Source organism: Enterococcus sp. DIV1224 (assembly GCF_050555455.1).
Taxonomy (GTDB): Bacteria; Bacillota; Bacilli; order Lactobacillales; family Enterococcaceae; genus Enterococcus_B; species Enterococcus_B lactis.
In genome coordinates, this window is record NZ_CP187859.1 from 638,437 (window position 1) to 651,839 (window position 13,403).

A 13,403-nucleotide genomic window follows, 5' to 3' on the forward strand; every position below is an offset into this window, starting at 1 on the left:
CTTCTTTTTTATTATTTATTGTTTTCTGCTAAAATCTGATAAATTCGTGTCACATCAGATGGTGTTCCCCGTAATTCATAATCTGCCAAGAAAGGAAAGCCAAATGTTTGTGCATATTGTTTGGCTGTTAAACAATACTGATTATTGAAGTTTTTATTTCCGCTACCGACTACACCAAGACAAAGTTTATGATTGTCTTCATGTTCCAGATATTCACGCATCGTTTCGGTCAAGATTTCTGTATCACCGTTATCTAAACCATTTCCGCCGTCTAAATAAGTAGGAACGAAAGTAAAAAATGGTTCTGTTTCTTTCGTAAAATCACTATTTTCATGGATTTCTTTTAAAGTAACTTCAGGATTCACAGGATCTTCTGCATGCATTTTTTCAGCATATTCTGCTAGATGTTTGGCAAAGGCACGCGTATTTCCTGAAATCGATATATATAAAATGTTCATGGTTCATCCCCCAATTCTTTCCTTTTAGTATAGCATCTTTTTTAAGTTTTTTGGTGGTGTAATTTGGAAAGGGACTAGGCGCTTTGCTTGTATAATGAGAAAAAAGCCGGTAGAATTATATTTCTATTAAAGTTTTTATTAATTAAGTAAAAATAAAAAAGGTTTGTTATACTTTTTGATAAAAGCGGTTTTATTTTGGAGGATGCTTACATGGATACAGAGCAACAGAAAAAAGGAATTGGTTTAATTCCACTTGCTGCCTTAGTAATTGGTTCAGCGATTGGAGGTGGCGTATTTGGTATTATGACGGACATCTCCGGATCGGCTGGCGGCCCAGCTATTTTCAGTTGGGTACTCGTAGGAACAGCAATGTTGATGCTCTCCTTATCGATCAATAATATCAATAAAAAACGTCCAGATTTAAAAGGCGGGATCTTTAGTTACGCAGAAGAAGGTTTTGGCCGTTTCGCTGGTTTTATCAGCGGTTGGGGTTACTGGCTCACATGCTGGTTAGGCAACGTAGCTTTTGCAACATTGTTGATGAGCGCATTAGGATATTTCTTCCCAGTATTTGAAGGTGGGCAAAATCTGGCATCGATCGTGATGAGTACAGTCTTTTTATGGGGATATGCATGGCTAGTGAATCGGGGAGTCGAAAATGCTAGTTTCGTCAATGCTATCGTCACATTCTGTAAATTAGTGCCATTATTTTTATTTATTGTAGTAGCTATCAGCACGTTTTCGATCCAACAATTCATTGATAACTTTTCTAGCGACATTATATTGAATGCGAATGGACAGCCGATCCCGTTTTCCAGTCAAGTATTGAGTTGCATCATGGTGATGCTTTGGGTATTTGTTGGTATTGAAGGAGCCTCTGTCGTAGGTTCACGAGCAAAAAAACAATCAGATGTTGGGAAAGCAACGATTCTAGGGATATTCGGCTTGATTATTATTTACGTCTTGGTTTCCATGCTTCCATATGGGACAATGACGATGAATCAGCTGCAAACGATCAAGGCGCAGCCTGCTATGGGCTATGTGTTTGAAATGATGGTTGGTAAATGGGGAGCAGTCGTGATCAACGGCGGTTTGATCATTTCTTTAGTTGGTGTTTGGCTCTCATGGACGATCTTACCGATTGAAACAATGGGAAACATGGCTGAAGACGGACTTTTGCCTAAAGCATGGGGAAAACTCAACAAAAATGGGGCACCAACTTATGCTATCGTATTGACGACGTTATGTACGAATGTCTTTTTACTTTCATTATTATTCACTGACAGTGCTTATAACTTTGCTTACACACTTGGTACAGCAGCTATTTTCTTCACGTGGCTTTTCTTAGGATTGTACCAAATGAAACTTTCTTATCAGCGGAAAGAATGGGTCCAATTTTTAGTAGGGCTTTTAGCAAGTGCCTTTCAAGTATGGGCTATGCTAGTCGTAGCCTTTAATGAAGTAATGCTTGTTCTTGTTCTTTTCTTGCCAGGCATTTATTTTTATCTCAAAGCACGTAAGGAGCAAAACGAGCCTGTACAACATATCCACTTAGATAAGATTTTACTTATAGGTGTGACGATGGTCGGAGTGATTGCAATGGTTTTATTTGCCACTGGGATGCTTCACGTATAGAAGTATAAAAGAAGTATAAAGAGAGGTTGTGAGCCTGTCGTTTATTCAAAAACATACTAGGAAAGGAGCTGTGACAAAAATGTTGTCACAGCTCCTTTTTCAGAATAAACGGTGTTTAAGAGACAGCCAATCGGCAATAAGGCTGAACGGCTCTTTCACAACCTCTTTTTTGATGAGTCATCATACATTTTTTCGCTTAAATACGAGATATCCTAATGCTAAGAACAAAACGATGTAAGCTAAATTACCCAACAGCATTTGATTAGTAGAAAGATGAGTCAATTGCTTCATGATCTCTTCGTTTCCAATTTGGTTTTGCAGATTCAACATACTGATCGGATTCCATTTGATCCACTCCCATTTTTGGATGAGTGCGATAAGGATACCAGATATGATTGACGAAGCAAAATAAAAGACGATTCCTGCTGAGATGGATGCACCGGAACTATTGATAAAGCAAGCAATCATCAACACTAAACTTAAAATCAGCCATAAACCGATATAACTACCCAAAGTATAAGTGAACAAGCTTTGGATCAGTGTTTGACCAGTAGAAACCTTCTCCGTGAAGGAAATCGAAGGGAAAAGAATCAGTTTCATCAACACAGTGACAATAATAGCTAAAAGGTATAAATAAACAGAATAAATAACTAATGTGATCCATTTGCTTACTAATATTTCTCCTCGAGAATACTTTCGATAAAGGAGATTTTTCAATGTACCATATTGTGCTTCCATCGAAATGATCGTGCTTGCAGCTGCAATCATGATAAAGACAATCCAAGATGTGGCACTAAAAAGCTGAGCAGTCATTTCAACTGGATCAATGATCGTCGTATATTTTTTGGCTAGAAGTGCTGTTCCTATGAGCAAAATAACTAATAGAACAGATAAAACAGCAGTTGACTTTTTCTTGATCAATTTAAATAATTCTTGTTTTACAAGCAATGTCATTTTTCTTCTTCCCCCTTTACTGAATCCAGAATTTCCAATAGAGAAGATTCCAAATCATTCGTCAGATGCTGGACGTCTGTCACATGGATATTTTGTGCAGACAATAACTGGATCACGGTTCCTAATAATTCTTCGTTTTCTTTTAAAAGCTTGATTTTATCAGAATCTTCCAAAGTATATCCAGCTTCTGTCAAGATCGTTCGAGCAGCTAGATCATTCGTTGTAGAGATAATGATGAAATCTTGCGCTGCTTGGTTCAATTCAGCCATTGTACATTGCTTGATGATCTTTCCTTGATTGATCAGGATCAGCTCATCCACCATTTTTTCAAGCTCACTGAGTAAGTGACTGGAGATCAAGAAAGAGGTGCCTTGAGTAGCCAAGTCGGTAATGATTTTTCGCACATCTCTTGTTGCTTGTGGATCCAACCCGTTCATCGGTTCATCTAAAATAACGATAGAAGGATGGTTCAGTAAGGCAAGAGCAATCCCTAGCTTTTGTTTCATTCCCAACGAGTAAGATTTCGCTTTTTTGTGAATGTACTTTTCCATCTTGAGCTGATTCACGATAGTATCGATAGCAGATACATCGTTTGTTTCAGAGAATAACTTCAGATGATCATAGCCTGTTAAGAATGGGTAGATACCCGGATATTCGATCAATGCTCCTACTTGTTCTAACCCTTTATGACTAGAGGGAGAAATCTCATTTTCACCAATACGGATTGTTCCATCTGAGTAATGGATCAGTCCTAAAATAGCTTTCATGATCGTTGTTTTTCCAGCGCCATTAGGACCTACTAATCCAACGATTTTGCCAGGGGATAAGCTAAAACTGACATCACTGAGGGCTTGTTTGTGACCAAAGTTCTTGGATAATTCTTGGACCGAAAGACTTTTCAAAAATATTCACTCCTTTTCTATAGATAGTAAAAGCATACACCAGATGAGTGGAGAAGTCGCTAGGTCATTGGACTTATTTCTTATTTTTTCATAAAAAAATTGAATATTAAATAAAAAGGCTTATTTTTTCTGATCAGTACTTATTCCAAGTGTCTAGTGGCCGCTAGTAATCTTGATGCCAATGATACTGATGAGTAGCATCCCCACAAAGAACCAAGTGGAAAGATTCAGCTTATCATGAAACAAGACCACACCAATTATGACCGAACCAACTGCGCCAATCCCTGTCCAGATAGGATAAGAGAGACTCATCGGCAAACTTTTGATTGCCTTTGATAAAAAGTAAAAACTAGCAATCATTCCAATCACTGTGTAAAAAAGAATAATTGATTTTAGAAAAACCATCACTCCATTTCATCATCGTTGACCAGAATACTTCCAAAATTCCTGCTATGATTAATTCCATCCATGCCATACATACGTTCCTCCTTCAATATAAAAAATACACAAAAAGAGGAGAACCATCCCTTCAAAGACCTAATGGAATGATCATCCTCTTTTTTACTACCCGGTGGCAGATCGTATATCTTTTTCTGTAGTATAGCACACCTATCCAGATATCGGCAATCTCATACTTTTTAGTAAAGTGTACCAAGCATTGACGGATATATCGTTAGCAGAAAAGAAGATGAATGCTTTGCAATTTCATAGAAAGGAGTTGTTATTTATTAATCATTTAAAAAAAACAGTAACTAGACCTTATTTCTATATATTATCGGGCAATAAACTAAAAAACTTTACCTTATAATAAGTAAGATAAGTTTTGTGATAAAAAAATAACGAAAAATATTTAAAAATAGTGTCTATTTCGTGAGAAAACAACTATATTTTTTATGTGTTTTGCTTTATAATTAAAAAAATATTGTCATTTTATGGAGGAAAATATATGGAAAATTATCTTAGCCTTTTAGGCGTCTTGATTGTTATTCTCGGGTTTGCATTTAAATTAGACTCGATATTGATCGTAATGGTTGCTTTAGTTGTGACAGCTTTGACTGGCGGTCTTGGCATTCAAGGAATGTTAGAACTTTTAGGCACAAGTTTTGTGAACAATCGTGGGATGGCGATTTTCATCATCATTATGTTGGCGACAGGAACACTTGAAAGAAATGGTCTGAAAGAATCAGCGGCTTCCTTGATCAAGCGGTTCAAGAAAGTATCTGCTGGCATGATCGTAGATATTTATGGAATCTTTCGAATGATCTTTGCAGCTTTTAACGTGAGTTTTGGTGGAGTTGCTGGATTTGTTCGTCCGATCATTCTACCTATGGCATTGGGAACCATCGAATCAAAAGGATTAAAAGTCCATCCTAAGCATGAAGAAGAACTAAAAGGTATGGCTTCGGCTATGGAAAATGTCTGCTGGTTCTTTGGCCAAGTACTATTCATCGGAGGCGCAGGGGCGTTGCTAGTCCAATCAACACTGAAAGATCTAGGATATGACGTAACATTGGGACAGCTTGCTTTAGTGGAAGTTCCAGTGGCTATCACGGCTTTAGTTGTGGCAAGTGTCTACTTCTATCTTAAAGAAAAGAAATTAGCGAAGAAATATTATCCAGGAAAGGGGCAATAAGATGGACTTTTTTACAAATCCTGATATTTTATTAGGCGATAAATTACTGGAGATTCTTTATATCGTGATGGGACTCGTATTGATTTACACTGGAGTAAGAAATTTAACAGATAAAACCAATCCTCATCGTTATGGGTCAGCCTTTTTCTGGACGGTCTTAGGGGTAGTTATTGCAGGAGGAAGATGGCTTCCGGCAATCGTGAACGGTGGCTTGATCTTTGCGATGACCATACCAGCAATTGCTAAGAAAGTCAGCAAAGGAGAAAGCCGGCTTCCATCAAAAGAATATATGGAAAAAATGTCAGACAAACTAGGAATGAAAATCTTTATTCCAGCTTTGAGTATCGGTGTCTTTGCGATCTTGTTTGCTCTAGTTACCAATTTAGGTGCTTTAGTCGGCGTGGGCGTCGGTGTTTTTGCAGCCATGCTAATCTTGATGTTCTTTTCTCGAGATAATCGACCAAGTACATTTTTAGATGATGCAGCAGATATGCTGGGCACAGTAGGGCCGTTAAGCATGTTGCCAATGCTTTTAGCTTCTCTAGGTGCGGTATTTACAAGCGCTGGAGTTGGGACAGTGATTTCCAATGCAGTAGGTACGATCGTTCCAGAAGGAAATGTGAACATCGGCATCATCATTTACGCTCTTGGCATGGTGATATTTACGGTAATCATGGGGAATGCATTTGCGGCCATCACCGTGATGACGGTTGGGATCGGTGCACCATTCGTATTTAGTCATGGAGCGAATCCAGCGTTAATAGGAATGGTTGCATTGACTTGCGGTTTTTGTGGGACCCTGCTGACACCGATGGCTGCTAACTTCAATATCGTGCCTGTAGCGATGCTGGAGATGAAAGACAAATACGGAGTGATCAAAAACCAGTTGTTTATTGCGTTATTTATGCTAGTTTTCCAAATTGCTTATATGATTCTATTTAAATAATAGAAGAGAGGGGTTGTGACAGAATAATTGTCGCAACCTCTTCTAACATTGTAGTGGAACACTATTTTTTTATAAGAATATATTAAGTTTGATCTGTTATGTTATTTAAACTATTGTTTCCTTTATTTACGCTGTGCAAGGAAAATGGTATGATAAAAGATAACCATATGTTAAATCAATCGGACGGAGGAACAACAGATGAAAGTACTAGTAACAGGTTTTGATCCATTTGGTGGGGACAAAGTGAATCCAGCCTATGAAGCAGTAAAAAAAATGCCAGATGAAATCAGCGGTGCTGAAATCATCAAAGTGGAAGTACCGACCGTATTCGAAAAAAGCAGTCAAGTAGTCAAAGAAGCCATCCAACAGCACCAACCAGATGTCGTGATCTGTGTCGGACAAGCAGGTGGACGGTCAGCAGTCTCGTTCGAACGTGTCGCAATCAATCTAGCAGAAGCAAGAATCCCTGATAATGAAGGAAATCAGCCATTCGATACGGCTTTAGAAGAAAACGGTCCAGCCGCTTACTTTACCTCATTGCCAATCAAAGCAATGACAAAAAATGTACAAGATCATGGTCTACCAGCGTACATCTCTTATACAGCAGGAACATTTGTCTGCAACGATATCATGTATCGTTTGCTTCATTTGATCGAAACACAATTCCCGGCAATTCGAGGTGGGTTCATCCACGTGCCATTCTCACCCGATCAAGTGATCGATCGTCCAGTGGGTACGCCTTCTATGTCTTTAGAAGACATTGCTTCTTCTTTGACTTATGCAGTTGAAGCAGCAGTAGAAAATAAAGAAGATATTTCCGGAAATGCCGGAACAACTCACTAATTTAGCAAGAAACACTGGCTGGTTGCTAACGTTATGTTAGTAGCCAGCTTTTTGTAATTAGAAAGGAAAGAAACAGCCGTGGAAGAATGGCAATCCGTCTTTGAAGAATGGTTTCCAAAAGAAATCAGCAAAAGCTATCCCATCAAAATTTCTAAACAATACACAAGCAGTCAACGTTGGGAGATTTATGCAAAATTAACGAAAAAACAGCGGGAACTAGTCGATAAGCACCGCCGATATCTAATCAGCTCTCGTTTTATGGAAGAACATTATTTAGCTGCAACAGATTGGGTGTTTTCTGACTTCAAGATCAATCCGTTTTTTCGAACAAAACGAAGCCAGCAAAAATTGTATTGTGAGTGTGGTAGAGAATTAAAAGTGCAATACATCGTTAAATCGCCAAAAACCGGAAAGATCCTAAAACTAGGCATCAACCACTTTGCCGATCACCTGCATGTCTCTCCGACAGTGGCAGCTTCGATCCATCAGGGAATGACAAAAGTTGATCTGGCCTTAGACGAATTATTATGCCTTAAGCAGAAGAATATCGATTTTCCTGAAGGACTATGGCAAAAATACTGTTTTGTCTTGTACCAAAATCGTCGGATGAAACAGCCATATTTACCGGATATAAAATTAGCTCAGCGGCTCGCAGAATTTCGCCAAGTAGAAATGCCGATTTACATAGCGGATTATCAAGCATTGGAAAATGAAATCAAGAAAATAAGTGAACACATCAATGGGCAGCCAAAAAAGCGACAGATAAAAAAAGAACTATTTGACGACTTTGCAGAAGAATTAGTAAAGGATGTAGAAGAATTCTTGATCAACTATCGCGCATTTTTACGTAAAGATTGGCAATCCATCGTATATGAAGAAGTGCCAGTACATCCTAATGCTTATTTTGAAACATTTATTTCCGTGTTGAGAAAGACAAAACGTCAACGAACACCAGAAGTCACTGCTCAGATGGAATATTTTGCGAAAAACCAACGATTCATCCAACCAAAAATCTATCTATTTATTTGGAAGCAATATTGTCGCTATGGTTTTACAGAAGGGTTCTTCGACAGCATTCCTCGGATAGTCAGAAATGGTTTTTTAAAAGTATTGCGTAAAGAACGAGAAGCTATACAATCTGCTGATAAGAAAGACCGTACAGTCTCAAAAGAAAAATGGCAACTAGTAGTGAAAGATATCCAATCTGGAAATGTGCAAGAGACAATCGACAAATGGAAAGGAAAACATTATCGTTTTACTGAAGCTCAGAAACAAGCGTTGGAATATTATCAGAAGTTAGAAGAATCACTGCGTTTCAATGATGAGGCAAGAAAGTATCTAAAGGAATTACTATAAAAAATAGAGGCTGGGACAGAAGCGTTTAACTCCAAGAAATAAGAAGGAATTCACGAAAATTGCTTTTCGAATTTTTGTGAATTTCAGCTTATTTCCGAAGGAGTTGCTTCTGCTTCAGCCGTTTATACGTGTTTAGAGCGTGAGACAAAAGTGTTCTTTACTTTTGTCCCACGCTCAGTTTTTTTATGCGTGTTGTTGTGCGTTGTAGTATTCTTCTTCCATTTTTTGCATACGTTCACGTTCTTTTTGGTTATACCAAGGTGAAACGGTAAATGCAAGGACATCATTCAGCAAGTAAACAGAGCTGTTCACGAACATCGCCAAACTTGCAGATCCATGCGTAAATGAAATATACCAAAGGACCATTTGAGCAAGCCCTGAAGCTAACCACCAGTAATATTGGTTGTTGTAACGCAAGAAACTGATGATACCAGCAGTCAAGCTAATAGAAAAAGCAATGGCATCTACCCACGGCCGAGGATCATCTGTATAACGACCAATCAGGAATCCTGAAACAAGATAGACAAGGAAAGTACTGATGATTGCGATAAACCAGCTTTTTCCAGTGAATTTTCGGATTTTTGAAGCCATATTATGATTCCATTCTTTACTTAACAATACGGGGATATCCAATGTGATCATATAAGCAATCTGTTCACCGATACTTAAATAGTTCTTTGCTGAGAATCCAACGATAATAAAACAAATCGCAGACAAAATACCTAAAATACCGTTGACTGATTTTGCCGCATTGATGGATAAAATACACAATACACCAAGGGTGGTACCGATAAATGTAATAACGGACAGCCAAGTGATGGGACTATTGACAAGAGTCATGACCTGGCAGCCAAGACTGAAAAAGAAAAGATAATAATTTTGTTGCGGCCAGCCTTTTAGCTGATGAGCTAAAAACTGAAAATATGACTTCATGTATGAGGACTCCTTAAGACACTAAATGTAGTGTGTTCTGTATTTACTAACACAATCTATTGTATGCTTTTCTTGAAAAAAAACTAGTCTTTCAATTATAAATAATTTGTGTTATGATAATTTTCTGTTTGTTTTCTTGAAAATATAATTTCTTACTTTCATTTATTATATTGGGAACAGGAAGAGTGTCTTGGAGGACCTACTTTCTGTTTTTTTTTTTGCCTTTTTTCTTATAAAAAGGAAAAACAGCTATTTTTTTCAATCTGATACATTTACAATGGAACTGGAGATTAATATAGATCCGAGCTTAAACGAAGAATAGGAGTGCTCATATGAACCTTACAACGATCCATCATATAGCCATCATTGTTTCAGATTATCAGAAATCACGTGATTTTTATGTTAATAAATTAGGATTTGAAGTAATCAGAGAAAATTACCGCAAAGAACGAGATGACTATAAATTAGATCTGAAACTAGGAAGTGCTGAATTGGAGATTTTTGGAATTGCTAATGCGCCACAACGACCAAACTATCCAGAAGCTTGTGGCTTGCGTCATCTTGCTTTCAAAGTAGACGATATTGAAGAAACAATTGCAGAATTGCAGTCCTTAGGGATCGAATCAGAACCGATTAGAGAAGATACCTTTACAGGAAAAAAAATGACGTTTTTCTTTGATCCAGACAGATTGCCATTAGAACTGCACGAATAAAGATAACAAAATTGTCACTTTTTTTTCGTTTCATTCGATTTTTCATTCGTTCATTTCTTGATATTCTTTAAAAAAAAGAAACAGGAGAATGAAGAATGAAAAAAATGATGTTTGGTGTTGCTGCCCTCATCGTAATAGGGATTACCGGTATGACGGGACTGCTCAATGCCGCTTTTCACATGGATGATATTAGTGACCAGGAATATCGGATCTCATTGAAAAAAGCAGCAGCAATTGTAAAAAACGAAACAAAAGAACATAACATATCTGCTATTCATTTTGCAGTTGAAAAAGACTTGGATAATCCTACGAATGCAACATATGAATACCAGTTTTTTTGTGAAGGACAAGTCATAGCAGTCAATCCATCCACTGGGAAAACAACCGTACGAAATGACACGAAAAAGGCCGCAGAACATCTTTTTGATATAGAAAAAGCGGAAGAGTTCAAACAACCGCAAGCAGCGATGAAGGAAGCAGTCAGCTACTACGGGAAAAAAGCAAAAGTGAAAGAGTGGACACTTCTAGTCAAAGATGAACGTCCTTATTATAAAGTCCGATTAATAGATGGAGAACAGGACCGTCAGGTATGGATATCTGCATAGAAGAAGGATATTGCTTCTCTTTTTTACAATATAAGAGTAAGCTAAGAGAGTAAAGATGAAAGGAAGTTGAGATAACATGGAAAAAATGAAATGCCCTAATTGCGGAAAAAAATTTGCATACGAAGAAGTCAATAATGTAGTCGAACATAATGATAAAGAAATGCCAGTCGTCTGCCCTTATTGCCGAACTGAAGCGGCAAGAATCGTTACTCATGGTTATTTCATTACTGAAAAGATTGAAGATTTTTTAAAATAACGATTTTGCGATTTCTTTTTTTGCATGTTAGAATGGAGAAAAGGAGAGGAAACTATGATTCGTTTTGCGAGAAAAGAAGATGCTCCAGAAATCGCCCCATTGATCTTAGTGATTCTAAAAGACATGGAATTGCCATTTTTGAAGCAGACAGGGGAACAAAAGGCTTTAGAGATTTTAGAAGAAGCAATCACTGATCCAAATTATCGTTACAGTTATTCACGAGGTATCGTAGAAGAAATAGACGGTAAAGTTGCAGGAGTTGCTTACGGTTATACAGATGAAGAAGAATCAATCATCGATCAGCCACTGGTACCTATCTTAGAGAAATATCAGCTAGATGCGTCTACACGTTTGTTTATTGATAAAGAAACGTTTCCCGATGAATGGTATTTGGACTCTATCAGCGTATCAGAAGATTTTAGAGGACAAGGCATCGGTTCACGGTTATTAGAAGCATTACCTAAATTGGCGAAGAAAGCTAATCGCTCCGTCATCGGTCTAAGTGTGGATGAAAAAAATCCAAAGGCTAAAAAATTATACGAACGCCATGACTTCAAAGTTGTCGGTCAGCGGATGATCAGTGGTCATCTTTATGATCATATGCAAAAGAAATTAAATTGATTTAAATTGTCAAATAGTGAAAAATAATAATGGTGTAAAGAAGAATGAACGTTACTAAAAATTGAATAGGTTTTAATAAGGTTGTGACAGAAGTGGTCAGCTTCAAGAAATAAGAAGGAATTTACGAAAATTGCTTCTCAAATTTTTGTAAAATTTCGGCTTATTTTTCGAAGAAGCTACTTCTGGAACACCGTGTATCAGAGGTTGTGAAAAAGCTGCCCTGCATCAAGTAATAAGAACAGCCAAATAAAAATAGCTGCTCATATTTTTCGTTTGGTTGGGCTTATTACCGCAGATGCAAGCTTTTGAACACCGTTTATTCGAAATAAAGGACTGTGACACGATTTTTGTCACAGTCCTATTTGCTATCCGTTGTAAAACTGTATTCGACTCCGAATGAATCTTTCAATCTTGTTTGGTTATCAGCTACCCATGTAAATTCCTTTTTGTAATCTTTTCCGATTAGATAAGTTTTTTTATTATCAGAATCGATTTCCACTCTTCCATTTTTGACTTTCCTGTTGAAACTTTGCAGTAACTCTGGATTTTCAGTAGAAATAGTTTCGGAAGGAAAGTCTTCTTTAATCATTTCAGCCAGTAACAGTCGATCGGTTTCGCTTAACAATTTTGTTGGAGAGGTATTTAAATTTATATTTTGTTTAAATTCTTTACTGATTTCTAAATACCCATTATCTAAAATATAAGTTCCTCTAGTTTGTAAGGTTCCATTAGCTGTAATTTGTTCTATTGTGACGTGAGTTATTTTATTGTAATTCGAATTGCAACCGCTGATTATGAATAATAATAACAAATGCGATGTATAAATAGTTCTTTTTAATAACTTTTTTTTCATATGTCCCTCTCCTTTACCTTCTTTTTTCTGATATTTTACCATATTTGCGAAAAAATAGTAATATAATTAAAGTTTTGTTTGGTGTGCATAAAAATTCAATATATAATCAGGATATAAAAATATAAATGGAGGTTTTTTATGATTAAAAATGTTTTTTATCTAGCTGTTTTTTGCTGTCCGTTGCTGTTTTATTAAGTAATAACTGTGTCCATGCTGAAGCAAAAGATTTTAGCTATGGTGAGGATGCTCCTTCTCACATTGTAGAAACTACTATTTTTGATTTTGATCAAATGAAGTTTATCACTATTTCCCCACAAGCTATATTGACTCGTTATTGGACAAGCGGATGGACAACGACTGGAAATCCTGCCCCAGCTGTTGCATTCTTCCAATCTGGAGCCTATCGAGGTTGGCTTGGAAAATATAGGGAAATGCCCCTTTCAAATGGAACTCGAGGTTATTATGAGGGATATTTTTATCACCATTCCTTACCTTTACCGATTCCTTCAAAAATAAATATCAGGAAGGAGATAATATAAGTGAAAAAATTTAAGAACTTATTTATTTTAATAATAGCTATATGGGGATTAACCGCTTTTTCACAAAAAATCCATGCTGATACAAATGATTTAAGTGCTTAGCAAGTAATGAGTACTATCAATAGCAGAGGTAGTAAAGTTATCTACCACACAAGA

15 protein-coding genes and 1 pseudogene are annotated in these 13,403 nt (G+C 37.0%); 10 read left to right on the top strand and 6 right to left on the bottom strand.

What is annotated here, in order from left to right:
- Positions 1–11: 11 nt before the first annotated feature.
- Positions 12–458: a class Ib ribonucleoside-diphosphate reductase assembly flavoprotein NrdI gene (gene nrdI, locus IGK53_RS02935; RefSeq protein WP_002287091.1), complete on the bottom strand. Its 447-nt coding sequence runs from the start codon at positions 456–458 to the stop codon at positions 12–14.
- 210 nt (positions 459–668) lie between these two features.
- Here nrdI and IGK53_RS02940 point away from each other — a divergent pair, with 210 nt between their 5' ends.
- Positions 669–2,093, top strand: a complete 1,425-nt coding sequence (locus IGK53_RS02940; RefSeq protein ID WP_002287090.1) for a basic amino acid/polyamine antiporter — start codon at positions 669–671, stop codon at positions 2,091–2,093.
- Between the two features lie 180 nt (positions 2,094–2,273).
- Here the strand turns inward: IGK53_RS02940 and IGK53_RS02945 are convergent, their stop codons facing one another.
- From IGK53_RS02945 to IGK53_RS02955, 3 genes and pseudogenes are all read right to left on the bottom strand, one after another.
- Positions 2,274–3,047 (bottom strand): ABC transporter permease subunit, encoded by a 774-nt coding sequence (locus tag IGK53_RS02945; protein ID WP_002329520.1) that lies wholly within the window; start codon positions 3,045–3,047, stop codon positions 2,274–2,276.
- The gene (locus IGK53_RS02950) at positions 3,044–3,949 is read right to left on the bottom strand and encodes an ABC transporter ATP-binding protein (protein ID WP_002299964.1); all 906 of its coding nucleotides are present in this window, start codon (positions 3,947–3,949) and stop codon (positions 3,044–3,046) included. The genes IGK53_RS02945 and IGK53_RS02950 overlap by 4 nt, the downstream gene beginning before the upstream one ends.
- Positions 3,950–4,102: 153 nt before the next feature.
- Positions 4,103–4,424: pseudogene (locus IGK53_RS02955) on the bottom strand (DMT family transporter).
- Between the two features lie 471 nt (positions 4,425–4,895).
- Here IGK53_RS02955 and IGK53_RS02960 point away from each other — a divergent pair.
- The 4 genes from IGK53_RS02960 to IGK53_RS02975 all read left to right on the top strand — a co-directional run bounded on the left by IGK53_RS02960 (position 4,896) and on the right by IGK53_RS02975 (position 8,727).
- A complete protein-coding gene (locus IGK53_RS02960) occupies positions 4,896–5,582 on the top strand; it encodes a DUF969 domain-containing protein (RefSeq protein WP_002291575.1) in 687 nt (228 codons plus the stop codon).
- A gap of 1 nt (position 5,583) precedes the next feature.
- Complete coding sequence (locus tag IGK53_RS02965) at positions 5,584–6,528, top strand: DUF979 domain-containing protein (protein ID WP_137203132.1); 945 nt, start codon at positions 5,584–5,586, stop codon at positions 6,526–6,528.
- Positions 6,529–6,726: 198 nt separating this feature from the next.
- Positions 6,727–7,371 carry a pyroglutamyl-peptidase I gene (pcp, locus tag IGK53_RS02970; RefSeq protein ID WP_002287081.1) on the top strand — a complete coding sequence of 215 codons (645 nt, stop codon included), beginning with the start codon at positions 6,727–6,729 and terminating at the stop codon, positions 7,369–7,371.
- A 78-nt stretch (positions 7,372–7,449) separates the two neighbouring features.
- The gene (locus tag IGK53_RS02975) at positions 7,450–8,727 is read left to right on the top strand and encodes a hypothetical protein (protein WP_002336015.1); all 1,278 of its coding nucleotides are present in this window, start codon (positions 7,450–7,452) and stop codon (positions 8,725–8,727) included.
- A 183-nt stretch (positions 8,728–8,910) separates the two neighbouring features.
- Here the strand turns inward: IGK53_RS02975 and pnuC are convergent, their stop codons facing one another.
- Positions 8,911–9,660, bottom strand: coding sequence for a nicotinamide riboside transporter PnuC (gene pnuC / locus IGK53_RS02980; RefSeq protein ID WP_002287078.1), 750 nt, complete (start codon positions 9,658–9,660; stop codon positions 8,911–8,913).
- 332 nt (positions 9,661–9,992) lie between these two features.
- Between pnuC and gloA2 the strand changes: the two genes are divergently transcribed.
- From gloA2 to IGK53_RS03000, 4 genes are all read left to right on the top strand, one after another.
- Positions 9,993–10,373: an SMU1112c/YaeR family gloxylase I-like metalloprotein gene (gloA2, locus tag IGK53_RS02985; RefSeq protein ID WP_430604976.1), complete on the top strand. Its 381-nt coding sequence runs from the start codon at positions 9,993–9,995 to the stop codon at positions 10,371–10,373.
- Between the two features lie 95 nt (positions 10,374–10,468).
- The gene (locus tag IGK53_RS02990; RefSeq protein ID WP_002291572.1) at positions 10,469–10,978 is read left to right on the top strand and encodes a hypothetical protein; all 510 of its coding nucleotides are present in this window, start codon (positions 10,469–10,471) and stop codon (positions 10,976–10,978) included.
- Between the two features lie 76 nt (positions 10,979–11,054).
- Positions 11,055–11,234 (top strand): hypothetical protein, encoded by a 180-nt coding sequence (locus tag IGK53_RS02995; protein ID WP_002291570.1) that lies wholly within the window; start codon positions 11,055–11,057, stop codon positions 11,232–11,234.
- A 54-nt stretch (positions 11,235–11,288) separates the two neighbouring features.
- On the top strand, positions 11,289–11,855 hold the full coding sequence (locus IGK53_RS03000; protein ID WP_002291569.1) for a GNAT family N-acetyltransferase: 567 nt from the start codon (positions 11,289–11,291) through the stop codon (positions 11,853–11,855).
- A gap of 358 nt (positions 11,856–12,213) precedes the next feature.
- Here the strand turns inward: IGK53_RS03000 and IGK53_RS03005 are convergent, their stop codons facing one another.
- Positions 12,214–12,708, bottom strand: coding sequence for a hypothetical protein (locus IGK53_RS03005; RefSeq protein WP_002291452.1), 495 nt, complete (start codon positions 12,706–12,708; stop codon positions 12,214–12,216).
- A 170-nt stretch (positions 12,709–12,878) separates the two neighbouring features.
- Between IGK53_RS03005 and IGK53_RS03010 the strand changes: the two genes are divergently transcribed.
- Complete coding sequence (locus IGK53_RS03010) at positions 12,879–13,247, top strand: hypothetical protein (RefSeq protein ID WP_002291451.1); 369 nt, start codon at positions 12,879–12,881, stop codon at positions 13,245–13,247.
- The last annotated feature ends 156 nt before the right edge of the window (positions 13,248–13,403 follow it).

Coding starts and splice junctions, on each gene's coding strand:
- nrdI (WP_002287091.1), bottom strand. CDS start 458: ATGAACATTTTATATATATCGATTTCAGGAAATACGCGTGCCTTTGCC.
- IGK53_RS02940 (WP_002287090.1), top strand. CDS start 669: ATGGATACAGAGCAACAGAAAAAAGGAATTGGTTTAATTCCACTTGCT.
- IGK53_RS02945 (WP_002329520.1), bottom strand. CDS start 3,047: ATGACATTGCTTGTAAAACAAGAATTATTTAAATTGATCAAGAAAAAG.
- IGK53_RS02960 (WP_002291575.1), top strand. CDS start 4,896: ATGGAAAATTATCTTAGCCTTTTAGGCGTCTTGATTGTTATTCTCGGG.
- IGK53_RS02965 (WP_137203132.1), top strand. CDS start 5,584: ATGGACTTTTTTACAAATCCTGATATTTTATTAGGCGATAAATTACTG.
- pcp (WP_002287081.1), top strand. CDS start 6,727: ATGAAAGTACTAGTAACAGGTTTTGATCCATTTGGTGGGGACAAAGTG.
- pnuC (WP_002287078.1), bottom strand. CDS start 9,660: ATGAAGTCATATTTTCAGTTTTTAGCTCATCAGCTAAAAGGCTGGCCG.
- gloA2 (WP_430604976.1), top strand. CDS start 9,993: ATGAACCTTACAACGATCCATCATATAGCCATCATTGTTTCAGATTAT.
- IGK53_RS02990 (WP_002291572.1), top strand. CDS start 10,469: ATGAAAAAAATGATGTTTGGTGTTGCTGCCCTCATCGTAATAGGGATT.
- IGK53_RS02995 (WP_002291570.1), top strand. CDS start 11,055: ATGGAAAAAATGAAATGCCCTAATTGCGGAAAAAAATTTGCATACGAA.
- IGK53_RS03000 (WP_002291569.1), top strand. CDS start 11,289: ATGATTCGTTTTGCGAGAAAAGAAGATGCTCCAGAAATCGCCCCATTG.
- IGK53_RS03005 (WP_002291452.1), bottom strand. CDS start 12,708: ATGAAAAAAAAGTTATTAAAAAGAACTATTTATACATCGCATTTGTTA.